Source organism: Pseudomonas entomophila (genome assembly GCF_029193575.1).
Classification (GTDB): Bacteria; Pseudomonadota; Gammaproteobacteria; order Pseudomonadales; family Pseudomonadaceae; genus Aquipseudomonas; species Aquipseudomonas entomophila_G.
The window spans coordinates 172,294-198,232 of sequence record NZ_JARGCS010000033.1 but is presented as its reverse complement, the minus strand read 5'-3'; the positions used below and the strand labels follow the sequence as shown (position 1 = coordinate 198,232).

Annotated in this window: 24 protein-coding genes; 7 read left to right on the top strand and 17 right to left on the bottom strand. The window is 66.8% G+C overall.

Annotation, left to right across the window (positions count from 1 at the left end; all coding sequences use genetic code 11):
• Positions 1-42 precede the first annotated feature (42 nt).
• Positions 43-2,043 (top strand): peptidase U32 family protein, encoded by a 2,001-nt coding sequence (locus tag P0Y43_RS16055; protein WP_275638263.1) that lies wholly within the window; start codon positions 43-45, stop codon positions 2,041-2,043.
• A gap of 103 nt (positions 2,044-2,146) precedes the next feature.
• Here P0Y43_RS16055 and P0Y43_RS16050 read toward each other — a convergent pair whose 3' ends face one another.
• The 10 genes from P0Y43_RS16050 to P0Y43_RS16010 all read right to left on the bottom strand — a co-directional run bounded on the left by P0Y43_RS16050 (position 2,147) and on the right by P0Y43_RS16010 (position 11,431).
• Positions 2,147-2,977 (bottom strand): Ku protein, encoded by an 831-nt coding sequence (locus P0Y43_RS16050; RefSeq protein WP_275638262.1) that lies wholly within the window; start codon positions 2,975-2,977, stop codon positions 2,147-2,149.
• A gap of 2 nt (positions 2,978-2,979) precedes the next feature.
• On the bottom strand, positions 2,980-3,120 hold the full coding sequence (locus tag P0Y43_RS26945) for a PSPA7_2676 family Cys-rich small protein (protein WP_345774566.1): 141 nt from the start codon (positions 3,118-3,120) through the stop codon (positions 2,980-2,982).
• A gap of 79 nt (positions 3,121-3,199) precedes the next feature.
• A complete protein-coding gene (locus tag P0Y43_RS16045) occupies positions 3,200-4,105 on the bottom strand; it encodes an SDR family oxidoreductase (RefSeq protein ID WP_275638261.1) in 906 nt (301 codons plus the stop codon).
• A 131-nt stretch (positions 4,106-4,236) separates the two neighbouring features.
• The gene (locus P0Y43_RS16040; protein ID WP_275638260.1) at positions 4,237-5,379 is read right to left on the bottom strand and encodes a carboxylate-amine ligase; all 1,143 of its coding nucleotides are present in this window, start codon (positions 5,377-5,379) and stop codon (positions 4,237-4,239) included.
• Positions 5,380-5,386: 7 nt separating this feature from the next.
• Positions 5,387-6,340: a class I SAM-dependent methyltransferase gene (locus P0Y43_RS16035; protein ID WP_275638259.1), complete on the bottom strand. Its 954-nt coding sequence runs from the start codon at positions 6,338-6,340 to the stop codon at positions 5,387-5,389.
• Positions 6,340-7,677, bottom strand: coding sequence for an iron-containing redox enzyme family protein (locus P0Y43_RS16030; protein ID WP_275638258.1), 1,338 nt, complete (start codon positions 7,675-7,677; stop codon positions 6,340-6,342). The genes P0Y43_RS16035 and P0Y43_RS16030 overlap by 1 nt, the downstream gene beginning before the upstream one ends.
• Positions 7,678-7,925: 248 nt before the next feature.
• Positions 7,926-8,090 carry a general stress protein gene (locus P0Y43_RS16025; protein WP_275638256.1) on the bottom strand — a complete coding sequence of 55 codons (165 nt, stop codon included), beginning with the start codon at positions 8,088-8,090 and terminating at the stop codon, positions 7,926-7,928.
• Between the two features lie 156 nt (positions 8,091-8,246).
• Positions 8,247-9,524 carry an NTP/NDP exchange transporter gene (locus tag P0Y43_RS16020; RefSeq protein WP_275638254.1) on the bottom strand — a complete coding sequence of 426 codons (1,278 nt, stop codon included), beginning with the start codon at positions 9,522-9,524 and terminating at the stop codon, positions 8,247-8,249.
• A 4-nt stretch (positions 9,525-9,528) separates the two neighbouring features.
• Positions 9,529-10,437 carry an aldo/keto reductase gene (locus tag P0Y43_RS16015; RefSeq protein ID WP_275638252.1) on the bottom strand — a complete coding sequence of 303 codons (909 nt, stop codon included), beginning with the start codon at positions 10,435-10,437 and terminating at the stop codon, positions 9,529-9,531.
• A gap of 115 nt (positions 10,438-10,552) precedes the next feature.
• Complete coding sequence (locus P0Y43_RS16010; RefSeq protein WP_275638251.1) at positions 10,553-11,431, bottom strand: Dyp-type peroxidase; 879 nt, start codon at positions 11,429-11,431, stop codon at positions 10,553-10,555.
• A 173-nt stretch (positions 11,432-11,604) separates the two neighbouring features.
• Between P0Y43_RS16010 and P0Y43_RS16005 the strand changes: the two genes are divergently transcribed.
• Positions 11,605-12,495, top strand: coding sequence for a bile acid:sodium symporter family protein (locus P0Y43_RS16005; RefSeq protein ID WP_275638250.1), 891 nt, complete (start codon positions 11,605-11,607; stop codon positions 12,493-12,495).
• A 74-nt stretch (positions 12,496-12,569) separates the two neighbouring features.
• Here the strand turns inward: P0Y43_RS16005 and P0Y43_RS16000 are convergent, their stop codons facing one another.
• Positions 12,570-13,034: a sterol desaturase family protein gene (locus P0Y43_RS16000; RefSeq protein ID WP_275638249.1), complete on the bottom strand. Its 465-nt coding sequence runs from the start codon at positions 13,032-13,034 to the stop codon at positions 12,570-12,572.
• Positions 13,035-13,484: 450 nt separating this feature from the next.
• Between P0Y43_RS16000 and P0Y43_RS15995 the strand changes: the two genes are divergently transcribed.
• A complete protein-coding gene (locus tag P0Y43_RS15995; RefSeq protein ID WP_275638248.1) occupies positions 13,485-14,198 on the top strand; it encodes an MgtC/SapB family protein in 714 nt (237 codons plus the stop codon).
• Here P0Y43_RS15995 and dksA read toward each other — a convergent pair whose 3' ends face one another.
• Genes dksA through P0Y43_RS15980 form a run of 3 tightly spaced genes read right to left on the bottom strand, consistent with a single transcriptional unit; the run spans position 14,199 to position 16,529 of the window.
• The gene (dksA, locus tag P0Y43_RS15990) at positions 14,199-14,603 is read right to left on the bottom strand and encodes an RNA polymerase-binding protein DksA (protein ID WP_275638247.1); all 405 of its coding nucleotides are present in this window, start codon (positions 14,601-14,603) and stop codon (positions 14,199-14,201) included. It lies immediately after the preceding gene.
• A gap of 25 nt (positions 14,604-14,628) precedes the next feature.
• Positions 14,629-15,966 (bottom strand): dihydroorotase, encoded by a 1,338-nt coding sequence (locus P0Y43_RS15985; protein WP_275638246.1) that lies wholly within the window; start codon positions 15,964-15,966, stop codon positions 14,629-14,631.
• Positions 15,967-15,968: 2 nt separating this feature from the next.
• Complete coding sequence (locus P0Y43_RS15980; RefSeq protein ID WP_275638245.1) at positions 15,969-16,529, bottom strand: carbonate dehydratase; 561 nt, start codon at positions 16,527-16,529, stop codon at positions 15,969-15,971.
• A 198-nt stretch (positions 16,530-16,727) separates the two neighbouring features.
• Here P0Y43_RS15980 and P0Y43_RS15975 point away from each other — a divergent pair, with 198 nt between their 5' ends.
• On the top strand, positions 16,728-17,228 hold the full coding sequence (locus tag P0Y43_RS15975) for a GNAT family N-acetyltransferase (protein ID WP_275638243.1): 501 nt from the start codon (positions 16,728-16,730) through the stop codon (positions 17,226-17,228).
• Here P0Y43_RS15975 and P0Y43_RS15970 read toward each other — a convergent pair.
• Positions 17,218-18,153 carry a helix-turn-helix transcriptional regulator gene (locus tag P0Y43_RS15970; RefSeq protein ID WP_345774565.1) on the bottom strand — a complete coding sequence of 312 codons (936 nt, stop codon included), beginning with the start codon at positions 18,151-18,153 and terminating at the stop codon, positions 17,218-17,220. The two genes, P0Y43_RS15975 and P0Y43_RS15970, sit on opposite strands and share 11 nt — an antisense overlap.
• Before the next feature lie 149 nt (positions 18,154-18,302).
• Here P0Y43_RS15970 and P0Y43_RS15965 point away from each other — a divergent pair, with 149 nt between their 5' ends.
• Positions 18,303-20,306: a TonB-dependent receptor gene (locus tag P0Y43_RS15965; protein ID WP_275638242.1), complete on the top strand. Its 2,004-nt coding sequence runs from the start codon at positions 18,303-18,305 to the stop codon at positions 20,304-20,306.
• A gap of 53 nt (positions 20,307-20,359) precedes the next feature.
• Here P0Y43_RS15965 and P0Y43_RS15960 read toward each other — a convergent pair whose 3' ends face one another.
• Entirely contained in the window at positions 20,360-21,313 is a 954-nt protein-coding gene (locus tag P0Y43_RS15960) for a helix-turn-helix transcriptional regulator (RefSeq protein ID WP_275638241.1), read from the bottom strand.
• A gap of 11 nt (positions 21,314-21,324) precedes the next feature.
• On the bottom strand, positions 21,325-22,167 hold the full coding sequence (locus P0Y43_RS15955) for a class I SAM-dependent methyltransferase (RefSeq protein WP_275638240.1): 843 nt from the start codon (positions 22,165-22,167) through the stop codon (positions 21,325-21,327).
• A gap of 243 nt (positions 22,168-22,410) precedes the next feature.
• Between P0Y43_RS15955 and P0Y43_RS15950 the strand changes: the two genes are divergently transcribed.
• Both P0Y43_RS15950 and P0Y43_RS15945 read left to right on the top strand, forming a co-directional pair.
• A complete protein-coding gene (locus P0Y43_RS15950) occupies positions 22,411-24,192 on the top strand; it encodes an ABC transporter ATP-binding protein (RefSeq protein ID WP_275638239.1) in 1,782 nt (593 codons plus the stop codon).
• Complete coding sequence (locus P0Y43_RS15945) at positions 24,189-25,934, top strand: ABC transporter ATP-binding protein (RefSeq protein ID WP_275638238.1); 1,746 nt, start codon at positions 24,189-24,191, stop codon at positions 25,932-25,934. Before P0Y43_RS15950 ends, P0Y43_RS15945 begins: the two co-directional genes overlap by 4 nt.
• Positions 25,935-25,939: the final 5 nt, after the last annotated feature.

Here is a 25,939-nt window from a genome sequence, read left to right as displayed (position 1 = left end):
TACAATGCGCACCTTGACCGTGACCAGCCCGACTATAACGACATGTCCCTTCCAAAGAACCACCTGGAACTGCTCAGCCCTGCCCGTGACGTGGCCATCGCCCGCGAGGCGATCCTGCATGGTGCCGACGCCATCTACATCGGTGGCCCGAGCTTCGGCGCCCGCCACAACGCCTGCAACGAGGTCAGTGATATCGCCGCGCTGGTGGAATTCGCCCGGCGCTACCACGCGCGGGTGTTCACCACGATCAACACCATCCTCCACGACAACGAGCTGGAGCCCGCCCGCCAGCTGATCCACCAGCTGTACGATGCCGGCGTAGACGCGCTGATCGTCCAGGACCTGGGCGTCATGGAGCTGGACATCCCGCCGATCGAGCTGCACGCCAGCACCCAGACCGACATCCGCACCCTGGAGCGGGCCAAGTTCCTCGACCAGGCCGGCTTCTCGCAACTGGTGCTGGCCCGCGAGCTGAACCTGCAGCAGATCCGCGCCATCGCCGCCGAAACCGACGCGGCCATCGAGTTCTTCATCCACGGCGCGCTGTGCGTGGCGTTCTCCGGCCAGTGCAACATCTCCCACGCGCAGACCGGGCGCAGCGCCAACCGTGGCGATTGCTCGCAAGCCTGCCGCCTGCCCTACACCCTCAAGGATGACCAGGGCCGCGTGGTGGCCTTCGAGAAGCACCTGCTGTCGATGAAGGACAACAACCAGACCGCCAACCTGCGCGACCTGGTGGATGCCGGCGTGCGCTCGTTCAAGATCGAGGGCCGCTACAAGGACATGGGCTACGTGAAGAACATCACCGCCCACTACCGCAAGGAGCTCGACGCCATCCTCGAGGACCGGCCGGCCCTGGCCCGCGCCTCCAGCGGGCGCACCGAGCATTTCTTCCTGCCCGACCCGGACAAGACCTTCCACCGCGGCAGCACCGACTACTTCGTCAGCGAGCGCAAGATCGACATCGGCGCCTTCGATTCGCCGACCTTCACCGGTTTGCTGGTGGGGGTCGTGGAGAAAGTCGGCAAGCGCGACCTGCAGGTCGTGACCGAGGTGCCGCTGACCAATGGCGACGGCCTCAACGTGTTGGTCAAGCGCGAAGTGGTGGGTTTCCGCGCCAACATCGCCGAGCCCAAGGGTGAGTTCGAGGAAGACGGCCAGACGCGCTACCGCTACCGCGTCGAGCCCAACGAAATGCCTGCCGGCCTGTACAAGCTGCGCCCCAACCACCCGTTGTCGCGCAACCTCGATCACAACTGGCAGCAAGCGCTGCAGCGCACCTCGGCGGAGCGGCGCATCGGCATCGAGTGGCACGCCGTGCTGACGGAGCAACGCCTGCTGCTGACGGCCAGCAGCGAAGAAGGCGTCAGTGTGCAAGCGGCGCTGGACGGCCCGTTCGGCGCGGCCAACAAGCCACAGCAGGCGCTGGAGCAGTTGCACGACCTGCTCGGCCAGCTGGGCACCACGATGTACCACGCCAACGCCATCGTGCTGGACGCCCCCCAGGCGTACTTCATCCCCAACTCGCAGCTCAAGGCCCTGCGTCGCGAGGCCATCGAGGCGCTGACCGAGGCTCGGGTCAAGGCCCACCCGCGTGGCGCGCGCAAGGCCGAGACTACGCCGCCGCCGGTGTACCCCGAGGCGCACCTGTCGTTCCTGGCCAATGTGTACAACCAGAAGGCCCGCGACTTCTACCACCGTCACGGGGTGAAGCTGATCGATGCGGCGTTCGAGGCCCACGAGGAGCATGGCGAGGTGCCGGTGATGATCACCAAGCACTGCCTGCGCTTCTCCTTCAACCTCTGCCCCAAGCAGGCCAAGGGCGTCACGGGTGTGCGCACCAAGGTCGCGCCGATGCAACTGGTGCATGGCGATGAAGTGCTGACGTTGAAGTTCGACTGCAAGCCGTGCGAGATGCACGTGGTCGGCAAGATGAAGGACCACATCATCGACCTGCCCACGCCGGGTAGCGCGGTGGGCCAGGTGGTGGGCCATATCACCCCCGAGGACTTGCTCAAGACCATCGTCCGCGCGCCGCATTGAGGCCGTAGGAGGCTCATCGCGGGGCAAGCCCGCTCACAGGCACGGCGCCGTTGCCAGAGGCAGCGGTGTGCCTGTGGGGCCGGGCTTGCCCCGCGTGAGGGCCTCACGACGCCTTGCGCGCGCGCTTCTTCTTGGGCCCCGTGCTTTTCCCGCCCGCCAGGCTGCGCTTGAGCAGCTCGGTGAGATCGATGATGTCCGCGCCTTTGGCCGCCTCACCCTCGCCCTTCTCGACCACGCTGATCTTGCCCTTGCTGGCCTTCTCTTCGACCAGGTCGAGGAGGGTCTGGCGGAACACATCGTGGTAGTCGGCGGGCGACCAGGGCCCGCTCATGTCGTCCACCAGCCGCTTGGCCATGTCCAGTTCGCGCTTGTCGAGCTTGGCCTCGGTGACGCTCTTGTCCAGCTCCAGGCTGTCGACGCCACGGACTTCGTCCGGCCAGCGCAGGGTGATCAACACCAGCGCGTCGTCCAGCGGCCTCAGCAGGGCCAGGTGCTGGCGGGTGTGCAGCACCACCGTGGCGAGCGCCACCTTGCCGGTCTTCTCCAGGGCCTCGCGCAGCAGCGCATACACCTTGCCACCGCGCTTGTCGGGGCTCAGGTAGTACGGGGTATCGAAATGCTGCAGAGGGATTTCACCGGCCTCGACGAAGGCGAAGATGTCGATGGTCTGGGTCGCCTCGGGCCGCGCCTTGCGGATCTCGTCTTCGCTGATGACCACGTAGCGGCTTTTCTCGTATTCCACGCCCTTGACGATGTCGTCCTTGTCGATGTCCTTGCCGGTGACCTTGTTGATCCGCTTGTAGCCCACAGGCTCCATGCTGCGCTTGTCGAGCCAGTCGAAATCGATACGCTCGCTGCGCACGGCCGTGTTGAGCGAGACGGGGATGTGCACGAGGCCAAAGCTGATCGCGCCTTTCCAGATTGCCCGGGCCATGTTCAGCTCCTGTCGAACGGTTCGCCGGGGCGGCGATAGCGCAACGCCCCGCAGCGTTCGCAGCACTGGCAGTGAAACCCAGCGAGTTCAGCGGTCAGGGTGCTGCGCCAGCGGCACCCCCGCAACAGGCAGAAGAACGTCATCAGCCACCTCCCTGGCCCCTTTTCTGGGGCACTTACTGGAGCAGACTGCGCGGTGCGGCGAAGGTTTACCCGGCCTGCCCTATGGCAGCGGGTTGCCGCCCGTCACGCCGAACACCTCGCCAGTGATGTAGCTCGACTCCTGGCTGGCCAGCAGCACGTACACCGGCGCGCATTCGGCCGGCTGCCCGGGGCGCTTCATCGGGGTGTGGCCGCCGAAATCCGGGATCTTCTCTGGCGGCTGGCCGCCGCTGGGTTGCAGCACTGTCCAGATCGGCCCCGGCGCCACCGCGTTGACCCGGATGCCGCGCTCGATCACCTGCTTGGCCAAGGCCTTGGTGAAGGCCACGATGGCGGCCTTGGTGGTGGCGTAGTCGAGCAACGTCGCCGAAGGCTGGTACGACTGGATCGACGCGGTGTTGATGATGGTCGCGCCGGCGGGCATCAGCGGCACCGCCGCCTGGCACAGCCAGAACAGCGCGTAGACGTTGGTCTTGAGGGTGTGGTCGAACTGTGCATGGCTGATCTGGCCGATGTCCTTGCGCGCCTCCTGCTTGCCGGCGATGTTGACCAGGATATCCAGCCCACCCAACTGCTCGTGGGCCTGCTCGACCAGTTCCTTGCAGAAACGCGGGTCCTTGAGGTCGCCGGCAATCGGCACGACGTGGTGGCCCTCGTCTTCCAGCAACTTGATCAACTCGCGGGCGTCTGGTTGTTCGATGGGCAGGTAGTTGATCGCCAGTGCCGCTCCCTCGCGGGCCAGGGCGATGGCCACGGCCCGGCCGATGCCGGAATCCGCGCCAGTCACCAGCGCCTTGCGCCCGACGAGACGGCCGAGCCCCTTGTAGGTGGCTTCGCCGTGGTCGGGCTTGGGTTGCATGTTCGCATCCAGCCCGGGGTCTTCCTGGTGTTGAGCAGGGAATGGCGGGTGCGGGTATTGGGTCAGCGGGTTTTGCATGGAGAACTGGTCGCGCGGCTTGCTGGGCATGGGGCCTCCGGAGGTAGGTCGGTTCCAACGACGACAGGACGTGTTGAGTTTTCGAGGCGTGCCCGCCGGTGAACGTTTGACCCTACCGACGGATGGTCGCCGCCGAACCCTTGGCCCTGGCCTCGACGGTTTCAAACGACATCTGCCGGGCTGCTCGTGGGCATCGCCCCCTGTGCCAGCACCTGGGCGACCACTTCAGCCAGCGCCCGCTGGCGGCCTACCCCCCTGCCCTGTGCCTGCGCCAGGCAGGCCAACTGATGATCGGCGCTGGTGCCCTCCTCGAGGATGCGCCGGGCCTGCAGGAACGCACGCTCGGCATCGATGGTCAGGGCCGGAAAGGCCCCTTGCAACTGCGCCAGCCACCCCTCGGCGGTAACCGGCTGTTGGTCGTGCAGCCCAATGAAGGTGGCATGCCGGCCATGACGCAGGGCGCGCCAATAGTTTTCCTGAATGACCCAACGCAGCTCTCGGCTCAGGAGCGCCGACGCAGGGCGGTCACTGACGCAGCACTCCACCAGGTGACGGAACAGCCCGGCAATGCCCAGGGCATCGTCCAGGCGCGGGCAAGCGTCGCAGATGCGCAACTCCACCGTGGGGAAGCGCTGCGATGGGCGAATGGCCCACCAGAACGCGCCATCGCTGGCCAAGGCGCCAGTGCGCTGCAACAGTGCCCGGTAGCGTTCGTAGGCCGGCCAATCGGCCAGTGGCTCCGGCAGGCCCATGTGCGGCCACTCGCCACAGATCACCCGGCGGTAGCTCATGTAGCCGGTGACCTGCCCCGCCCACAGCGGCGAAGACGTGCTCAGCACCAGCAGCAACGGCAGCCAGTACAGCACCCGGTTGATCAACTGGATACGGTCGCAGCCGCCCGGGACGCCGACATGCACGTGCAACCCGGACAACAGACTGCGCCGCGCCACGTGCTGGTAATCGTCGAACAGTTGCCGGTGATGCGCGCTGTTGCCGCCGTGCTGGCGCTGCCATCGCGCATTCGGGTGGCTGGCTGCGCAATACAGCCCCAACCCCTCTCCGGCGAGGGCCTCAGCCAGGCGCTGACGGCTGTCGAGAAAGAACTGGCGGGCTTGATGCGCGTTCTCGAATACCGGCGAGGCGACCTCGACCTGGCTACGGAACATCTCTTCCGCGAAGTACTCGCCCAGCACCTCGCGGCAGCGCCGGGTGACGGCCGCCGGCGGTGCCGCCATCACCTGCCCGCTGTCCAGGCGCACCAGCAGGTATTCCTCCTCGATGCCAAACGAACAGGGTCGGTGCACGCCGACCTCAGCCGCGGCGGGTGACGCTGAGCGCCACGGCGGCGATGCGTTCGACCTGTTCGTACCCAGGTTCGAGCAACTGCTCACCGAAGACATCCGGGTCCAGTTCGCGGTACACCCAGCTCCAGCCCGGCCCGGCCAGGCGCAGGCGCGCGGCTTCCAGCAACGGGTCACGCCCTTCGACCACGGCGACGCCGGTGTACAGCAGCAAGGTGCCGCCGGGGGCCAGGCGCTCACAGCCTTGCTCGAGGATGCGCAGCGACAGTCGCGCCCCCAGCGCGCCCCCGCCGTGGCGGTACTGCCGTTGCTGCTGATCGAGCATGTAGGGCGGGTTGGCCACGATCAGGTCGAAGCGGCCGCTGATGCCGTCGAGAATGTCGCTGGTCTCCACCGACAGGTTGGCGACCCCGGCCAGGGCGGCGTTGATGCCGGTGTAGTGCAGCGCCAGCGGGTTGATGTCCACGGCAGTGACCTGTGCGTGCTGGGCGGCACGGGCGATCAGCAATGCGCCCACGCCCGTGCCGCAACCGACGTCCACTGCGTGCTGCACAGGGCTCGGGCAGCGTTGCAGGTGGTCGTGGATGACCTGGGCGAAGCGGTAGCTGTCCGGGCCGAAGAACACCGCATCGCCAGCCTCGGTGGGATAGGCCGAATGCACCAGCAGCAGGTCATCGAGGTTGGACCAGCGCACCGTGCTACGCAGCAAGTCGCCCTCGTCGCGCAGCACGCCAGCGGCCCGCAGTTGCCCAAGCTCGTCGGCCGACAGCAACGACGGGGCGAATGGGCGGCTCCAGCCGAACACATCGCGCAGGGTATGCGCGCGTTCGGTGCCGGCGCGCGCGTTGTTGCGCGCATGCGTGGCGGGGGTGACGCAGGTGAAGCGGTAGCCATCGGCGCGCAGGCGCCTGCCCAGTTGCAGCAGGGCCTCGTCCGCGTGGTTCTGGTCGGGGTTCGGCAACATCAGTGGCAATCTCCTTGGCTGAGGCCGGTGGCGCGCAGATAGGCCCGGGTGGCCCACAGGCCCTGCGGGGAGGCATGACGGTTGCCTGCCATCGGGTCGATCAGCCCGGCGATGTCGGTACAGGCGTCATCGACCGACGCGGGCAGGTCCAACGCCAGGCCGGCCTCCCAGGAGCCGGGAAGCACTCGGCTGGGCGCCGGACCTTGCCATTCGGCGGCGATCCAGTCGTGCCAGAGCTGCTTCTCGTAGGCCGTGAAGACACCGAACATCGGCGCGCTCGGGCCGTCGATCAACGCCCAGAAACGGCTGCGGGCCGGGGCCTGGTTGCGGCATACCCAGCCCTGGGTTTGCAGCGCTTGGAGAAAGGCGTCCATCGGCCCGGGGGCGGACAACCACTGGTTGACCGTGCGCCCCTGCAACCGGCAGCGATCCGAGTGCATGAAGCGGCCGAATGGCCGCTTGCGCTCCAACGCCGAGCACAACTCCCGGTGCAGGTCGAAGCTGGCGGCAAGCGCCGGCGCGGCCGGCCCCAGGTCGTTGAGGCGATAGCCCCGCCGCACGCGCGCGTAGAACGCCTCGCCAGCTTGCCGGGGCCACAACTGCCGCAACGCTTCGCGCGAACGGCGGGCATGGCCGCTGGCGGCGTTGTCGATGGTCACGTGCAGCTGGAAATAATGCCCGTCGATGCCCAATTCGGCCAGCTCGAAGGTCGTGATCAGCAGGTGCAGCGGCGGTTGTTCATAACCCAGGTTGTAGCCGATCACCTCTGGCAGAACGGTGTCGACATGCCGCCCCAGGGCCAGCTGCAGACAGCCTTGCAGGTAGCGCTCGTCGGCAAGCGGCATAAGGTCGAGACAGCCGACACGGCTGAGCAGGCGCTGGTAGATCAGCACGTGGTTGCAGCGCGGATCGCCTTCGCCCAGTTCTTCGAGATAGGTGCGGATCAGGCCGTGGTAGCGCGGGTCCTGCCAGTGCCGCAGCGTACCGTGCAGCCAGGCCCCATCCACGGCCTTGGTCGGCGCGACCTGCTGCAGGAAGTACAGCGCCTGCGAGCGGTTGGCGAAATAGCGTCGCGCAGCGCCTTGCCGGCGCTCTCGCAGGTACTGGGCGTATTGCCCTGCAACCTGCTCGACGTGCCCCGCGCTCCAGCTGTCTAGCCGCTCAGGGCTGGCCGGCAGGTCGTCGGGCAGGCGGTCGGCGCGTTGCAGTTGCTCGCCGAGCCAGGCAAGGCTGTCGGTGGCCTGGTTTTCCAGTAGCGCCCGATAGCGCTGCTCGAGGCTGCCCGCGATGTTCAGGGTAGGCAGCACAGCGGGCACCGAGGTGATCTCTAACGTCATGCCTCACTCCTTGCGCGCTCAAGGGTTCTTGGGTTCAGGTGCGGCGGGAGGGTTAGCGGTGCCGGGCTGCTGCATTTGCAGCGAAGGTTTGCTGGGGTCGGCATCCTTGGCGGGATGGTCGGTGTCACGATCGAAACAGCCACCGAGCAGTGCCAGGCTGCCCAATAGGCAGATCACGGAAAGCCTGCGCATATCGAGCCCTCATCGTTTGACCGCCGTGCCGGTCACCCGGCACGGCGTTGCATCACTTACGAACGACCGCCCTTGCGGCCCGACTCCGTGGTCCGTTCGGTGCCCGACTGCTGGCCGCCCTTGCGGCCTGCTTCGGAGGCTTTCTGCCGGTCGTTGGCGAAGTTCCCAGGGTTCTTCTGACCTCCCTGGCTACCGGATTTATTGCCTTGTTTGTTCTCCATGATCTTTCACCTTTATGGCTTCAGGGTGCACGGCTCAAGCCGTACATAAGGTGGGAGTGCGGCGCTGCGGGGGGATTCGCTCGAGCAGGGCGCTTTCCGGATCGACGGCGCTAAAGACGCAGGCGAGGGATATTTGGCGCGGCGGGTGTTCGTGGCTCAGGCCGGCGGTTCCAGGCGCCGCTGGCGGCGCCCCAGCCACGCCCCGGTCAGGCCCCAGCACAGCGCGATGGCGGCACCGATCAGCATCGCCAACTGCGGATACTCGCCCAACAGGTCCAGGCCACGCTTGACCCAGCCGCTCAGGGCATCGCCGCCCCGGTAGACCACGGTGTCGATGAAGTTCTTGGCCTTGTACTTGTCCTCGGCCGGCAGCACGGTGAACAGCATCTCCCGCCCCGGGCGCACCAGCGCGTACTCGCCTGCGCGGCGCACCACCATCACCACTACGAACACCGCGAACACCGGCGCCAGTGCCAGCCAGACGAAGCCTGCGGCCATCACCAGCGGCACTGCCACCAACAACACGCCGACGCCCAGGCGCCGGGCCAGGCGGCCGGTGAGAAAGACCTGGGTGAGGATCGCCAGCGCCTGCACCACCGTGTCGATCAGGCCGAACACCTGGGTTTGCCGGGTACGGTCGGTGAAGGTTTCACTGACGATGCGCGCCTGCTCGAAGTACAGGAAGGTGCTGACGCTGGCCAGCAACACCACGAACAGCGCGATGCCCAGCAGGTACGGCGAGCGCAGCACCGCACTGGCGCCGGAGAACGGGTTGCCGCCCAGGGGCTTGGAAGCCGGGTGCTCGCTCATTGCCGGCAGCGGGTGGCGGTCGCGCCAGCGTTGCAGGCAGAGCGCCGCGCCCACGCTGCCGAGCAGGAACACCCCGGCCAGCACCAGCAGCCCGGCATGCCCCAACGGCGCCACCAGCAAGGTGCCGAGGATCGGCCCGCTCAAGCCCCCCAGGCTTGCGCCGGCGGCCAGCAGGCCGAACAGGCGCTTGCCTTGCTCGCTGGAGAACAGGTCGGCGAGCACGCTCCAGGCCAGGGAGATGGCCAGCAGGTTGAACACCGACAGCCAGATGTAAAAAGCCCGCGCATGCCAGAGGTCGTCCGGGTCGCGGGCAAAGAGCACAGCAAACGACAACAGGTTGCTGACGAAGAATACGTAGGTCCACGGCAGGATACGCCGGCGTCGCACCCGCGAGGCCAGCCAACCGAACAGTGGCAGGCAGGCCAGGGTGGCGAGGAAGGTACCGGTGAACAGCCATTGCAGGTTGTCCACGCCGCCAGCCACGCCCATGGTCTCGCGCACCGGGCGCAGCATGAAGTAGCCGGTGAACAGCAGGTAGAACAGCGCCAGCCCGGTGACCACCGCCGGGCCTTCGCCGGGCTGGATGTTCAAGCCTTGGTCAAGGCGCCGCCGCCAGCCGTTCATGCGCTCAGGCGAACTGCTTGATCAGTGCCTGCTGCTGGTCCGCGCTCAGCAGCGGCCCACTGCCGGCCTTGAGCTGGTCCAGTTGCCGGTCGGGGCGGCCCGTGGCCGGGATCACCGTGGTCACCGCCGGGTGGCTGATGGCGAACTTGAGAAACAGTTGCGCCCAACTGCCGATGCCGGCTTCGGCTGCCCAGCCTGGCAAGGGTCGATCCTTGACCTTGGCGAACAGCCGTCCATCGTCGAAGGCGCGGTTGATCAACACCGCCACGTCCCGGTCCTGGCACAGCGGCAACAGTTCGCGGGCGGCCTCGGGGGCGTTGACTGAATAGTTGATCTGGATGAAGTCCAGCGGCTCGTTGCGCACGATATCCGCCACCGCTTCATGACCGCTGGCCAGGTAGTGGGTAATGCCGATGTAGCGGGTCTTGCCTTGCTGCTTGAGTTCGCGGGCGTAGGGCAGTTGGGTCTTCCAGTCGCGCAGGTTGTGGATCTGCAACAGGTCGACCTTGTCGGTACGCAGGCTCTTCAGGCTCTCGGCCCATTGCTGGCGAGCGGCCTCGGGGCTGTCGGCGGCGATCTTGGTGGCGAGGAAGCACTGCCGGTGCCAACCGCCCTCCTCCAGCAACTGACCGAGAATACCGTCGGCGCCGCCGTAGTTCGGCGAGGTGTCGATGACCTTGCCGCCCCCCTTGAAGAACGCCTTGAGTACGTCCTTGAGCTGCTGGTATTGAGGGGTGCCGGTCTGCACCTCGAAACTGCCGGAGGTGCCCGCGCCGATCACAGGCAGGGCTTCGCCAGAAGAAGGGATTTTGCGGGTGAGCATGGCGCTGGAGCCTTCGGCGCGCAGCAGGGGGCTGGCGGCCAGCAGGCCCAAGGCGGCGCCAGCGCGCAGGACATCGCGACGGCCGTACATGGAAATCTCCCGATCGTGGTGGTGCCTATGGCCCAATCGCGGGGCAAGCCCGCTCCTACAGGCTAGTCGCGATGTCCTACACGGTCAGGAGATTCTGTATCTGGATATTTAGCGATCAGCCCAGCAGCAGGTTGACGTCCACGCCGCTCGCGCCCATCGGCGGGCACCAGTAGTAACCACCGGTCAACGGTCGACTGAAGCGGTACAGGGCGTCGGTCACGCCATCTTCCAGCCCGCTCATGCGCCGCAGTTGCACCTCGAAGGCGTCGAAGGAATGGCCCAGGGCGACGAAGGCCAGCCCCGCGCCGCGCTCGTCGGCCCAGGCCACCGAGCGGCGGACCATGAACGCCTCGGGGTCGAAGCTTTCCTGGGCGGTGCGCTTGACGTGGGCCGACTCAGGCGCGTCTTCGAGCTCTTCGTTGTCGCTCAGGCGACGACCGATGATGTCGTCCTGCTCGGCCTGTGGCAGCGCCTTGAAGTAACCCAGGTCATGCTTCCACAGCTGGAACGCGGCAAAACTGGAGCCGACCAGCCCTGGCACGTCGCCAGCGGTGATGGCGGCCTCAACGGCGTCGGCGTCCACCGGGTTCTCGGTGCCATCCTCGTAGCCGGTCAGGTCATGGCCACCGCGGTGCAGGAAGCCGTCGACGCTGTCGACCAGGCGCAACGCGGGCGCCAGCTGCGCCTCCAGCGCCTGTGCGCGCAGGAACAGCTCGCCACGCTCTGCGCCGCGCAGCCACAACCACAGGGCGTGTTGGGTGCTGGGGTTCTCGACCACAGCGTCCAGCTGCGGGAAGGCGCGCAGGCCCGGCACCTCACGGCCCAGGGCCTTGGCCAGGGGGGCGCCGACGCCGAGGATCAACTGCTGGCCATCGACCTGCGGCAGCAACGCGTCGAGCACGCCAGGCAGCGCCTCGATCGACTGAAGGGCAAAGAACAGGTGGCGGGCATGGGCCGGCACCGGGGTGGCAAGCAGACCTTGCTGGAACGGCATGACAGGCTAATCCTTGGCAAAAGCGCAAATGCTACTGCGCCCGGCAGCCCATCGCAACGCGGCACGCCGACGCTGGCGCTTAACAAAAAGTTACCAATAGCAGGCGTTGTGCCATTAGCGAAGCCCGGCGGGCCACCTACACTGCTCGAGATCCTTCGCCCAAGAGACCGCCGATGACCGCCTCCCCCCTGCTGACCGCCATCCTGCCCCTGGCCCTGGGCATCATCATGCTCGGCCTTGGCCTGTCGCTGACCCTGGCCGATTTCGCCCGGGTGGTGAAGTACCCCAAGCCCGTGCTGGTGGGGTTGGCCTGCCAGATCCTGTTGCTGCCGTTCGTGTGTTTCCTGATCGCCAACGGCTTCGGCCTGGAGGCGGCGCTGGCGGTGGGCCTGATGCTGCTGGCGGCCTCGCCGGGCGGCACCACGGCCAACCTGTTCAGCCACCTGGCCCATGGTGACGTGGCGCTGAACATCACGCTCACTGCGGTCAACTCTTTGATCGCCATCCTCACCATGCCGTTGCTGGTGAACCTGTCGCTGTCGTGGTTCATGGCCTCGGACCAGGCGATTCCGTTGCAATTCGCCAAGGTCATGCAGGTGTTCGCCATCGTCCTGCTGCCGGTGGCCCTGGGCATGCTGATTCGCCGTTTCGCGCCGGGGTTCGCCGCGCGCATGGAAAAACCGATGAAGCTGGTGGCGGCGTTGTTCCTGGCGTTCACCATCGTCCTGGCGCTGGCCAAGGACTGGCAGACGGTGGTGGAGTACGCGCCGCTGGTGGGCCTGGCGGCGCTGCTGTTCAACCTGCTCAGCCTGGGCGTGGGCTACTGGGTGCCACGCCTGCTGAAGATCCCGAAGCGCCAGGCGATCGCCATCGGCATGGAGATCGGCATCCACAACGGCACCTTGGCCATCGCCCTGGCGCTGAGCCCGAGCCTGCTGAACAACGCCACCATGGCGGTGCCGGCGGCGATCTACAGCCTGATCATGTTCTTTACCGCCGCCGTGTTCGGCTGGGCGGTGAGCCGGGGGCAGGTGGCGGTCAACGAACGGGAGACGGTGGGGTAATAGCGGGCCTCATCGCGGGGCGACGAGCCGGCTTGCCCCGCGAGGGGCGCGCCACCCCGCCCAATGGATACCGCCTACCCGCCCCGCCGCTCGCGCAACTGACGTTTGAGCACCCGCAAGGGCGGTGCATAGAAGAACCCGAACGACACACTGCCCTCGCGCCCCTTCACCGCGTGGTGCAACCGATGCGCCCGGTACAGCCGTTTCAGGTAGCGATGCACTGGACGTGGCTTGTTCGGCCAGTGACGGTGGAACAAGCCGTCATGGGCCAGCACATACAGCACCCCATACCCCGCGACGCCCGCGCCAACCCACTGCAACGGCGCATGCCCAGCCTTGCCCAGCGCCACCAGCGCGGCAGCCACCAAGGCCAGTGCCAGCAGATAAAGGTCGTTGGTCTCCAGCACGCCCAACTGCGGCTCATGGTGCGAGCGATGCAACCACCAGCCCCAGCCGTGCATGACGTACTTGTGGGCCAGCGTGCCGACACCTTCCATGGCCACCAGGGTGCCGAGCATGACGGCGATGTTGAACAGCATGTGATGGTCCGGCGCAGTGGGCGAAAGGCGCAAGGGTAACATTGCGTGGGAATGGGACGGAATCCACCCGGCATTTGCCGCGGTGAAGCAATTGTCATGCAGCTGCCCTTGACCCTGCCAGAACCTGGGCGTAAGGTCCGCGACGCAATTTCGCATCCCCAACAGGAGTCCTGCATTGGACAGTAGCCCCAGTCGATTGCGACAGGCCCACACGGCGAGCTAGTCCGGCAGCACCCCTGCCACTGTCTCGCCGAAACCGGTAGACGGTGGTTCATCTCTGGCCCTATGGCCGATGCCCTCCCTCTTTCCCCTGCCCCACTGCCGTGACGCGGTCGGGCCCGTGGTCCTGCGCATTCCCGTTTTCAAGTGCCGCGCATTCCCGTTTTCAAGTGCCGCGCTTTCGTGCTGAAAGCGCCTGTACGGGTCACGGCCCGTGGAAAGAGGTTTGCTATGGATTGGAAAGTATTTCTGCTGCGCGTCAGCGTGGCCCTGCTGCTCGGTGCGCTGATCGGTGCCGAGCGTCAACTGCGTCAGCGCCTGACTGGCCTGCGCACCAACGCGCTGGTCAGCACCGGGGCCTGCCTGTTCGTGCTGATGACCCAGGCCGTGCCCGGCATGGCCCCCAGCGATGCCTCGCGCATCGCCGCGTATGTGGTGTCCGGCATCGGCTTCCTGGGCGGTGGGGTGATCATGCGCGATGGCTTCAACGTGCGTGGCCTGAACACCGCCGCGACCCTCTGGTGCACCGCCGCGGTCGGCGTGCTGTGCAGCCTCGGCCTGCTGCTGGAGGCGACCCTGGGCAGCCTGGTGGTGCTGTGCGCCAACATCCTGCTGCGCGAGATCTCCCAGCGCCTGGACCGCCAGGACGTGGTGCCGGCCAGCGAGGTCGAGCAGCGTTTCGAGGTGCGCATCGTGTGCCGCGCAGAGGACGAGATCCAGGTGCGCAGCCTGATGCTGCACAGCCTGAGCGACCCGAGCCTGCGCCTGCAATCGCTGCACAGCGAAGACCTGCACGACCCGGCCCGCCTGGAAGTGCTGGCCGAACTGCTCGGCACGCCGCAGGCGCCAAACCTGCTGGAGCGCCTGGTCAGCCGGGTGAGCCTGGAGAAAGGCGTCAGCTCGGTGCGCTGGCAGCTGCTGGCCCAACCGTTGGCCCACGACTGATCAGTCGTCGCGCAGGTGCCGCTCCCTGAGTTCCTGGCGCTCCTTGGCCTCGATGCACAAGGTCGCCATGGGGCGCAGCAGCAAGCGGCGCAGGCCGATCGGCTCACCGGTTTCCTCGCACCAGCCGTATTCGCCACGGGCCAGGCGCTCCAGCGCCTGGTCGATCTTGTCCAGCAAGCGCTTTTCCCGCTCCAGCGAACGGAGTTGCCAGTGGCGTTCCTCCTCGGCGCTGCCCAGGTCGGCGGGGTCGCTGTGCACCTCCTGCTCACGCAAGGCGCGAAACTCTTCCTCGATGCGTGCCTGCAACGCCAGGCGCTGGCTCAGCAGCAGGTTGCGGAAGAACTGGCGCTGCGGCTCGTTCATGTAGGCCTCGGGAGGCTGATGGAGCAAGTCGTCTTCGGTCATGGGGCAACACTCGTGCAAAGGGGGGTCAACGGTCGAACATCAAGGGCAGGCCCTGGCAACGCACCTGCACCTGGCCGCGGTGCCAGGCCAGTTGGCCGCTGACCACGGTGCTGCGCACGGCATGGCTGAAATGCCGATGCTGGAAAGGGGTCCAGCCACAATGGGCGAGCACGGGCTCGTCAGCCACGGCACGCGGTTTGATCAAACGCTCGACCAGGGCGAAATCGGCCCAATAGCCTTCGCGCAGAAAGCCCCGCTCGCGAATGGCGAACAGCTCGGCCACCGCGTGGCTGGTCTTGCGCACCATCTGGGGCAGGCTCAGCACGCCCTCGCTCACCAGCTCCAGCGCCGCCGGCAGCGCGTGCTGAACCAGTGGCAGGCCAGACGGTGCACGGCCATAGACCCGGCATTTTTCCTCCAGGGTGTGAGGGGCGTGGTCGGTACCGATCACATCGATCAGGTCGGCGGCCAACGCCCGGCGCAGGGCATCGCGGTCAGCACGCGACTTGATCGCCGGGTTGCACTTGATCAGGTGGCCGAGCTGGGCGTAGTCGCGGTCATCGAACGACAAGTGGTGCAGGCATGCCTCGGCGGTGATGCGCTTGCCGCTCACCGGGCCTGGGGTGAACAGGGCCAGCTCCCGGTCGGTGGTCAGGTGCAGCACGTGCAGGCGCGTGCCGAAGCGCCGGGCCATCTCCACCGCCAGCGACGACGAGCGATAGCAGGCATCGGCATCGCGGATCAGCGGGTGCGCCGAGGCCGGGATGAATTCACCATGGCGCTCGCGGTAGCGCGCCTCGTTGGCGAGGACGCTCGGGGTGTGCTCGCAGTGGGCCAGCAGGATGGTGGGGCAATAGATGAACAGGCGTTCCAGCACCTGGGGGTCGTCGACCAGCATATTGCCGGTCGAAGCGCCCATGAACACCTTGACCCCGGCGACCTCGCGTGGGTCGAGGGCCGCGATGGTGTCGAGGTTGTCGTTGCTGACGCCGAAATGAAAGCCGTAGTTGGCCCACGAAGCGGACGCCGCGCGACGCTTCTTGTCGGCCAGCGCCTCGAGGGTCAGGGTTGGCGGGTTGGTGTTGGGCATGTCCATGAAGCTGGTGATGCCGCCGGCCACCGCCGCCCGCGACTCGCTGGCCAGGCTGCCCTTGTGCGGCGCGCCGGGCTCACGAAAATGCACCTGGTCGTCGATCATCCCCGGCAGCAGCCACTGCCCGGCGGCATCGATCTCGAGGCGCGCGCGCACCCCTTCGATGCTGCCGGCGATCTTGTCGATACGCCCGTGGACCACCAGCAGGTCGCCGTCGAACTCCCGTCCCTCATTGACCAACCGTGCGTTGCGCACCAAGAGCTCGGCCATGCTCAGAACTCGTTCTGCAAGGCTTTGTAACCCTGGACCAGGTCGATGTTGGTGCGCGCCACGTCTTCAGAGAACTCTGACGCCGAGACACTGACCGGAGGGTACCGCCCCAGGTCGGTGTGCGGGCCGATGTGCTCGGTGGGCGGCACGTAGAAGCGCTCGGGCAGGTCGCGGCCATCGACCACGGAGTTGTGCCGCACCACGCTGCCATCACCGACGCGGCAGTTGAACAGCACGCTGTTGAAGCCGATGAACACTCGGTCGCCCACGGCGCAGGGGCCATGCACGATGGAGCGGTGGGCGATGGAGGTGTATTCGCCGATGGTCACTGCGGCGCCGGACTTGGAGTGGATCACCACGCCATCCTGGATATTGGAGTTGGCGCCGATGACGATCGGCTGCATGTCGCCGCTGGCGTCCACCTCATCGGCACGGATGACGGCATAAGGGCCGACGAAGACGTTGTCCTTGATAACGACCTTGCCGCAAATGATCGCGGTCTTGTCGATGTAGGCCGACTCGGCGATTTCGGGGAGATGGCCGGAGGGGTTTCTGCGGATCACGGGGTGGTTCCTGGGCGGGGGCTGTCCTTTAAATGTTACGTTATAACAATTTACTTGCAAGCCCCGTTGCGTGACCCTGGCTGTTATGGTGTGGTTTTGCTGACGCCATCGCGGCGCAAGCCCGCTCACAGGGCTGCATCGTTTCCGATCGCTGTACGCGATGGCCTTTGCAGCAGGCCCGTAACGAGAAGATCCCGAATGCGCATCCGCCCTACCCTGTCCATCGACATCCCCTTGCTACCCGCCGTGGAGCGCTCCGCCGCCCAGGCGTTCCTGCAGCGCCCGGAACTGGCCTGGCTGGCCGACGGCGAGGTGCTCGACGAAACCGCGCACCTGGCATTTCTCGATCACGCTGGCAGTTGGGTCGCCGTCGACGATGACGAGCGGCCCCTGGGGTTTCTCTGCGCCGCGCCGGCCGGCAGCGCGCTGCACATCCACGAACTGTCGGTGCGCCAGGGCGCCCAGGGCCAGGGCATCGGCCGCGCGCTGCTGGACGAAGCGCTGCGTTGCGCACGCCAGCGCGGCCTTCGCCAACTGACCCTCACCACCTTCGCGCAGGTGCCGTGGAATGCGCCCTTTTACGAACGCTACGGGTTCGAGAACGTCAGCGAAAGGGATACACGGCTATCGGAACTGCTGCGTCAGGAGCAGGCGCAAGGCTTGAACGACCGCTGCGCCATGCGCCTGCTCATCCGCTGAGCGCCCTCGGCGCCGCCTCGCTCTGCTCCGTGAGCTGCGCGTGGTACTGCTGCGGGTTGACCCCGTGGTAACGCCGAAACACCTTGGCGAAGTGGCTGGCACTGGCATAGCCGACCGCGGCTGCCACCTCGTTGACCGAGCAGCGCCCGCCCAGCAGGCCCGCGGCGCGCTCGATGCGCACACGCTGCAAGTAGCCGTACACGCCGCTGTCATGCAACTGGCGGAAACCTTCCTTGAGCTTGCGCGTGTTGAGTTCCACGCACTGGGCCAGTGATTCGATGGTCCAATCGTGCTCCGGGCGCGTTTCGAGCAGTTGGCGCGCCCGCTCCAGGCGCACCAGGTCGCGGCCGCCCAGCGAGGCGCCGCTGTACAGCGCAAGCTTCTGGATATGCGCAGTGAGCTGGCCCAGCAGTTCATAGGCCTTGCCGCGCAGCAAGAGGTCGCGGGCCACGCCCTGCAAGCGACATCCCAGCATTTCCTGGCCGATCCGCCGTACCACCTGCGGCGCGGGAAATTGCGCCACACGTGCCGCCTGGTCTGAGGAGGCGCTCTTTTCCCATCCTCCCGACAGGTCGAACAACTGGGTAGCCAATTCCAGCATGCCCAAGCGCTCGGCGGCGAAACTGATGTTCACGCCACGCCAGCAGGTGCCTGCCGGCACGAACCCGACCCCTTCGACCGCCCGCGTCGAATGGAACAGGCTGCAATGGTCTTCACGCCAGCTCAGCGCCGGGGTATCGGCAAAGCGGCGCCAGCCGGCGCATGAGTGGTGGTAGGACACGGTCAGCGACGCTTCGCACGAGGCGTCGAGGTGGCTGTCCTGATCGACCTGCCAGTCGATCAGGCGGATGTCCAGTTCATCACCCTGCCCTTCGGTCAGCACCGTGGGCAGGTCCAGCTGCGAGTGGTAGTGATTGAGCGCCATGGCAACCGTCTCTGTCATGAATCGAATGCGAATGATAAATCTTATCAACAAAAGTACTGATCGCGCGCTTCCCGTGCCGATCGCACGCGCGCTTAATTGGCCATCTCCCGAAGATAGGGCCCATACCCTCCGACATAGGCCCTTGCCCCATGCAACGCTCTTTGCTCAGCCTGTCCATCGCCCTCGCCCTGCCCTGTCACGCCCTGGCCGCCGAGCCCGTGACCCTGCCCTCGATGGAGGTCACCGCGACCAAGCGCGTCCAGGCCCAGGACCAGACCGACCTGGCCCTGTCGGTGGCCAGCGCCGCCGACCTGGACCGCGCCAACGTCACCTATACCGGGGAGCTGGAGCGAGTGTTCCCCGAACTGCTGGTGCGCAATACCGGCGCGGGCGTGTTTCCCAGCTTGAGCTTGCGCGGCGTCTCGTCCTCCGACCCGTACAACGCGCCGGTCGGCATCTACGTCGATGGGGTGCCGCAGTACCTGGGCACCTTCAACCAGCAATTGCTCAACATCGAGCACATCGAACTGCTCAAGGGCCCGCAAGGCACGCTGTACGGCCGCAACGCCCAGGCCGGGGCGCTGAACATCATCACCAAGCGCCCGGACAACCAGCCCACCGCCACCTTGCAAAGCCGCTTCAGCAACCTGCACCAGCAGGTCGCAGCCACTGGCGCGACACCGCTGATCGAAGACCATCTGTACCTGCAGGCCAGCGCCTACCACGACGACACCGATGGCCAACTGACCCGCAGCCAGCACCATGGCGACAGCGACAACGGTGGCGGCAACCTGGCCCTGACCTTCACCCCCAACCAGGACCTGAGCCTCAAGCTGGCCTACGCACGCGACCGGCTGACCTCCTACAACGAGCAGTACCTGGCCGACGCCACCTACGAAAAACGCCGCGCGAGCGTGCCCTTCATGGAGTCGGTCTACGTGCGCCGCGTCGAAACCAGCAGCGCGACCGTCGACTGGAGCCTGAACGACTCGCTCAAGCTGACCTCCATCACCGCCCTGCAGAACTACCGTCATGAGCGCCTGTTCGGCGACCTGGGCTTCCTCTGGCCGGAGACGCAGCGCACCGTCAGCCAGGAGTTGCACCTGGCGACCCAGGGCGCGGACCGCGCCTGGGACATGATCGCCGGCCTCTACTGGCAGCGCAGCCGCAGCCACTCGCAGCGCGCCCCGGTCGCCAGCGCGCCGCTGGCCGGCGTGTTCGGCGCGGCCGACAGCCGTATCGAGAGCACCGAGAAAGCGGCCTTCGGTGAGTTCACCTGGCACCTTGCGCCGCGCTGGGACCTGACCCTGGGCCTGCGTCAGAGCCAGGAAAAGGCCGAGACCCGCTACGTGCAGGAAGACGCGGCATTCACTCCAGGGTTCGTCTTCGACGACCACGACACCTTCACCAGCACCACGCCGAAGATCGCCCTGGGCTTCCAGGCCACGGACGATACCCGCCTGTACGCTTCGGTCACCAAGGGCTTCAAGGCCGGTGGCTACAACCGCATCGGCGCAATCGTGCCGGGTGCCGTGGCCTACGCGCCGGAGAAGTCGCTCAGCACCGAAGTGGGTGTGAAATCGAGCCTGCTGGACAAACGCCTCTGGCTCAACGCCGCGCTGTACCGCATCGATATCGACGACGTGCAGCAGTTCATCGGCGCGGCCGGCACCGGCACCCAGTCGCTGGACAACATCGGCAAGGCACGCAGCGAGGGCGCCGAAGCGTCGCTGGACTGGCGAATCGGGGACGCTACGCAGGTGCACCTGGCCGGCACCGTCAACCGCAACCGCATGCTCGACTCCGAGCGCCAGGGCAACCACCTGACCTACACCCCGCAACGCACCTTGCGCGTAGGGGCCGAGCACAGCTTCTTCTTCGACGGCCTGCTGGGTGAAATACGCCCAAGCGTGGGGCTGAGCTACACCGGCAAGCACTACTTCGATGTCGACAACCAAGTGTCCCAGGGCGGCTACAGCCTGATCGACGCCCGCCTGGCCTGGCTGCCGACGCCGGACATCGAGCTGGCGCTGTATGGCAACAACCTTGGCGACAAGGACTACCGCACCTACTCCTACGTCTCGCAGGGCGCGCAATTCAGCCAGCCCGGGAGCGGCCGTGAGCTGGGCTTGAGCACACGCTTCACTTTCTAAGGGTTGAATGGGGCCGCGCCGCGGCCCCAATCGCTTCATCGCGCAGGCCCTGCTCACGTCTCACGAAACATCTTCGGCGACATGCCGTGCCGCTGACGAAACAGCCGTGACAGGTGGCTGCTGTGGGCAAAGCCGCAGCGCCAGGCGACGTCCTTCACCGGCAGGTCGCTTTCGCGCAGCAAGCGCACGGCATGCTCCAGCCGGCAATCGAGCACGTAGCTGTAGACGCTGGTGCCGAACAACTCATGAAACTGGCGCTTCAACGCCCCATGCCCCATGCCGATTTTCTGGCTGATGTCGGCGACCTGCAGCGGCTCCAGGCAGTGCTCCTGGATATACGCCCGCGCGGCCAGCAGGCGGCGGCGCTCCCGGCGGTTGATGCGTGGCGAGCCGCTGCCCTCCTCGACGGGCGCCAATGCCACGGCGTCGTCTTCACTCGACAAGCGTTGGGCGATGCCCCACAGCAACTCCATGGCCTGGGTGTGCACTTTCAATGCCTGCATGGCGTTGCCTGGAATGCCATCGCTCATCAATTGCTCGGCGACCGCCAGTTGCTGCCCGCTCATCGGCAGGCGCCGGACTCCCGCCCGGCGCTGTGGGTGGACGAACCAGCACTCGCCCTGCCCAACCCCCTCCATCAAGGGTGTGAACACCGCCAGCCATTCGAGGCTGAAGTGCACGATCACCAGCTTCAGGTCGTGATAGGCCGGGAAGAAGTCCATGCACGTGAAGGGTTCGGCCGCGCAGGTCAGATAGCAGAAGCCCGAATCGTAGGAGCACACCTGGGGCATCCCATCCATGAGAAAGTGCCCGCTGCCCTTGATCATCATCGCCAGCGACAAGTGCCGGTCGACGTTCACCTGGCGGCAGACATCCTGCCCCGGAAACCCGTCGACCAGGCCGATGCGCACGCCGTCGTGCAGGTCGGTCCAGTCGATGGCCGGCATGTGGGTGTTGTGTTGCTCCAGGGTCGGGGCGCTGGGGCGCAGGCTGCTATCGATCGCCATGAGGGGTCTCGTCAGTCAGGGGCGTGGAAACGACAGTGGACCAGGCCCGGCGCCACACGCTGGCGCAACGGCCTGATCCGCGACAGCCAGGCCAGCGCGCGCATGTAGCGCGGCCACGGCTCGGCGTAGGTCAAGGCTTGCACGAGTTCAAGGCCCGGCACCTGGGCGACGAAGCTGTCCAGTTCGCCCAGGGCGATGCCGAACGGCATGGGTGGGGTCTGGTACCGGGCGGTCATGGCCAGGCCCTTGAGGGTCTTGCGCGAATACCACGGCGGGATGCAGTCGAAGAACAGTTCACCCTCGCCAAGGCGTCGCACCAAGGTGCGCAACAGTGTCAGCACCTCCTCGCGCTGGAAGTACATGAACAGCCCCGCAGCGGTCACGAACACCGGCCCCTTGCGCCGCGCCGCGACTTCTTCGACCCAGGTTGGGTCCAGCGCCGAACAGGCCAGCAGGGCATTGCGCGGATGCGCCGGCAGCAAGTCACGGCGGGTATCGATGGCCTCGGGCAAATCCACCGAGTACCAGTTCACCAAGCCATCGTCGACGCGCCAAAGCTGGGTTTCCAAGCCCTCGCCCAAGGCCACCACGGAGGCGCCGGGGTGCTCGACGAGGAAGTTGCGCAGGCGCTCGTCGGCATAGCGTGAGCGGATCGCATGGGTTGGCGAGGGTTTACCGAAACGGCCCTGGAAGTCGTAGTCGATACGCCGCACCAGCTCCAGCAACAGCGGGTCGTCTAGCAAGGCATCGGCGCCTTGGACGAAGGCGGCGCGGTTCCACACCGTCATCAGCATGGTCTCGGGCACGCCGCTGAGGTTCGGCGCCAGGCGCTGGGGTTGCACGGCAGAATTCATCCATCTCTCTCCATTCGTGGCCCTTTTGCCTACAGGCCAGGGCGAGGGTCGGGGCTTTACCAGCCATTGCACCGACTCTATCGCGCGTATCACCTTCGGCATCAATGAGAATGGTAATTATTAACCCGATCATGCTCGCCGTAAACCTTTTGTGATCCTCCGCGCGCGGCCGCCCCCTTATGCTCGGCCCCGAAAGCGAAGCCGAGCCGACCAGGCAGGCCATGTCAGACGCAGGAGCGGTGGATGAACGAACGACCTGAAGCAGTCGCAGCCAAGGCCACCCGCCCGCTGACGCCCTGGAGACTGCTTGGCCTGGCCCCTGGGCTGTTCACTGTCGCCATTGCCTGTGCCGTGGCTTCGTCGCTGTTGGCGCTGGTGCCACTGTGGTGCGTCTACAAGGTTGCCGAGCACCTGCTGGCCTTGCCAGGCGATTCGAATGTGCTGTTCTGGGTCTCGCTCGCCCTGGCTGCGGTGCTGCTGCGCGCCGTCGCCCTGGGGGCCAGCCACGTCAGCGCGCACCTGGCTGCCTTCACCTTGCTGCGCCGCTTGCGGCTGAGCCTTGCGCGGCACCTGGGCAGTGTGCCGATGGGGTTTGTCAGCCAGCAGGACAGCAGCACCTTGCGCCGAACCCTCAACGATGATGTGCACGCCCTGGAAGGCTTCTATGCGCACCTGCTGCCGGATGCCATCAGCGCGGCGGTCACCCCGCCCCTGGCGCTGAGCGTGCTAGTGGCCATGGACTGGCGCCTGGCCTTGGCCGCCATCGTGCCGCTGCCGCTCGCGGTGCTGGCCCAGGTGCTGATGATCAAGGGCTCCAGCGCCCGCATGGCGCAATGGCACGCGCTGCAACAGCGCATCGCCAACAGCTTCGCCGAATACCTGCGCTGCATGCCGATGGTGAAGAGCTTCAACTTGACCAGCCAACGCTTCGGCACCCTGCGCCACGATATCAACGACGCGGCTGGCTGGGTCGCCGGTTTCGCCCGGCAAAGCTCGCTGTACTGGGTGGTGTTCGCCGGCCTGCTGGGCGCGAACCTGGTGGTCGTCGCGCCCCTGGGGGCCTGGTTGTGGCTCGAAGGGCAGGTGCCACTCGCCACCTTGATGCTGTTCCTGCTACTGGCCCCGGCCGTGCTGCACCCCTTGCTGCGCCTGACCTTCATGCTCGGCGAGCAGGTCCAGCGCAATGCCGCGCTGGCCCGCATCAACCGCGTGCTGACGACCCCGGCCCTGGCAGACAACCCCCACGCGCCAGTCCCCAATGCCGCGCTGGACCTGTGTCTGCACGAGGTGCGTCATGCCTACGGCTCACGCCAGGCCCTGGACGGCGTGAGCTTCTGCGCCAAGGCCGGGCAACTGACCGCGCTGGTCGGCCCCAGCGGCTCAGGCAAGAGCACCGTGGTGCAATTGGCCTGCCGCCTGTTCGACGCCGACAGCGGCACGCTCACCCTTGGCGGCGTGGCCCTGCGCGACTGGCCGCTGGATGCCCTGCTGGCGCGGGTCGGCATGGTCTTCCAGCAGGTGCACCTGTTCGACGCCAGCGTGCTCGACAACCTGCTCATGGCCCATCCCGGCGCCACGCGTGAAGCCGTCGAAGCCGCCGCCCGAGCCGCCTGCGCCCACGACTTCATCCAGCGCCTGCCGCAAGGCTACGACACCCGCATCGGCGAGCACGGCGCGCAGTTGTCCGGTGGCGAGCGCCAGCGCCTGTCGATCGCCCGCGCTTTGCTCAAGGATGCCCCCGTGCTGTTGCTCGACGAAGCCACCGCCTACGCCGACAGCGAGAGCGAGGCATTGATCCAGCAAGCGCTGTCGACCCTGTGCCAGGGCCGCACGGTGCTGATGATCGCCCACCGCCTGCACACCGTGATGGACGCCGACCGCATCGTCGTGCTCGCCAGCGGCAAGGTGGTCGGCAGCGGGCGCCATGCCCAGTTGCTACAGGACTGCGCGCTCTACCGCACGCTCTGGCACGACCATACCCAGACCCGCCACTGGCACCTGGCCCAGCGCGGTGTGCCGGCATGATCGCGCCACTGATCCATGCCGGTGAGCGCCTGGCGGGCAACCGCGACCCGCGCCTGACCCAGGGGCTGCGCCTGGCTGCGCTGGAAGGCGCGCTCGCCGCCGCGTTCGCGCTGCCACTCTATCTGCTGCTGCGCGGGCTGCTGGACGGCACATCGGGCCTTGGCCAGGTGCTGTGGCTGGCCCTGGCCATGCTCGTGTGCCTATTGGCGCGCATCGCCGCCGGCGCAGCGAGCATGCCGATGATCTTCACCGGCGCCTACGCCATGATGGCCAGCGCCCGGCTGCGCCTGATCGACCACTTGCAGAGCCTGCCCCTGGGCTGGTTCGGCCAACACCACAGCGGCGAAATCAGCGCGCGCCTGACCAGCGACCTGGAGTTGGTGGAAAACCTCTGGTCGCACTTTCTCGGCAGTTGCGCGCAATCGTTGGCGCACCTGCTGTGCCTGCTGGCGTTGCTGTTCTGGGTCGAACCGCTGCTGGCGACCACGGTGCTGCTGATGCTGCCGCTGGCGGGCCTGGCGGTGGCGGTGGCGATCCGCAAGAGCCTGGTGCAAGGCGAGCGCATGCTCGCCTGCAGTAACCAGGCCCAGGTCGCCTTGCAGGAATACCTCAAGGGCCTCGCGGTGATTCGCGGCTTCGGGCGCTTTGGCACGGCCCTGCGCCACCTCGAGCAGGCGATCGACCGCCAGCACCGGGCGATGGTCGACATCGAGCTCAAGCCTGCACCCTGGCTGGCGTTGGCCGGGCTGGTGATCGAGGCCGGCTACGTGCTCATGGTGCTGGCCGGCGTGCTGCTGCTCGGCCATGGCCAACTGGCGCTGCATGACGTGCTGCTGTTCTGCGTGCTGGCGCTGCCGCTGTACCGGGTGGCCGCCGAGCTGTGCTTTTCCACCCTGCTGCTGCGCTTCGGCCACTTGGCCTTGAGCCGTACCGAGCGCCTCCTGGAAACATCGCCCCTGGGCGAGCCCGAAACGGCGAAACGGCCCACGCGGCACGACGTCGAGGTGCGCGACGTCCACTTCCGCCACGGCCAGCGCGGCGAGGCGACCCTGAACGGCGTGTCCTGCACCTTGCCCGCCGGCAGCCTGACCGCGTTGGTCGGCCCCAGCGGTGCGGGCAAGACCACCCTGGCCCACCTCATCGCCCGGCTCTGGGACGTCGACAGCGGCGCGATCCGCATCGGCGGCGTGGACGTCCGCGAGATCGGCAGCCAGTACCTGTGCGAGCAGGTGTCGATGGTGTTCCAGGACGTCACCCTGTTTTCCGGCAGCGTGCTCGACAACCTGCGCATCGGCAAACCCGGCGCCACCGAGCAGGAGGTGATCCACGCCGCGCGCCAGGCCCAGGCCCACGCGTTCATCAGTGCCCTGCCCCAGGGCTATGCCAGCGACATCGGCGAAGGCGGCGGCTGGTTGTCCGGCGGTGAACGCCAGCGCCTGGCGATCGCCCGGGCGCTGCTCAAGGACAGCCAGATCCTGCTGCTCGACGAGGCGACCTCCAGCGTCGACCCCTCGTCGGCGGCCGCGATCCAGCAAGCCCTCGACACCTTGGTGCGTGAGCGCACGGTCCTGGTCATCGCCCACCACCTGCACAGCATTCAAGACGCCGACCAGATCCTGGTCATGGACCGCGGGCGCATCGTCGAGCGCGGGCGTCATCAGCAACTGCTCGAGCTCAACGGCCTGTACGCGCGCTTGTGGCACCAGCAGCGCCAGGCCCTGGATTGGCCCCTGCACACCTGAAACCT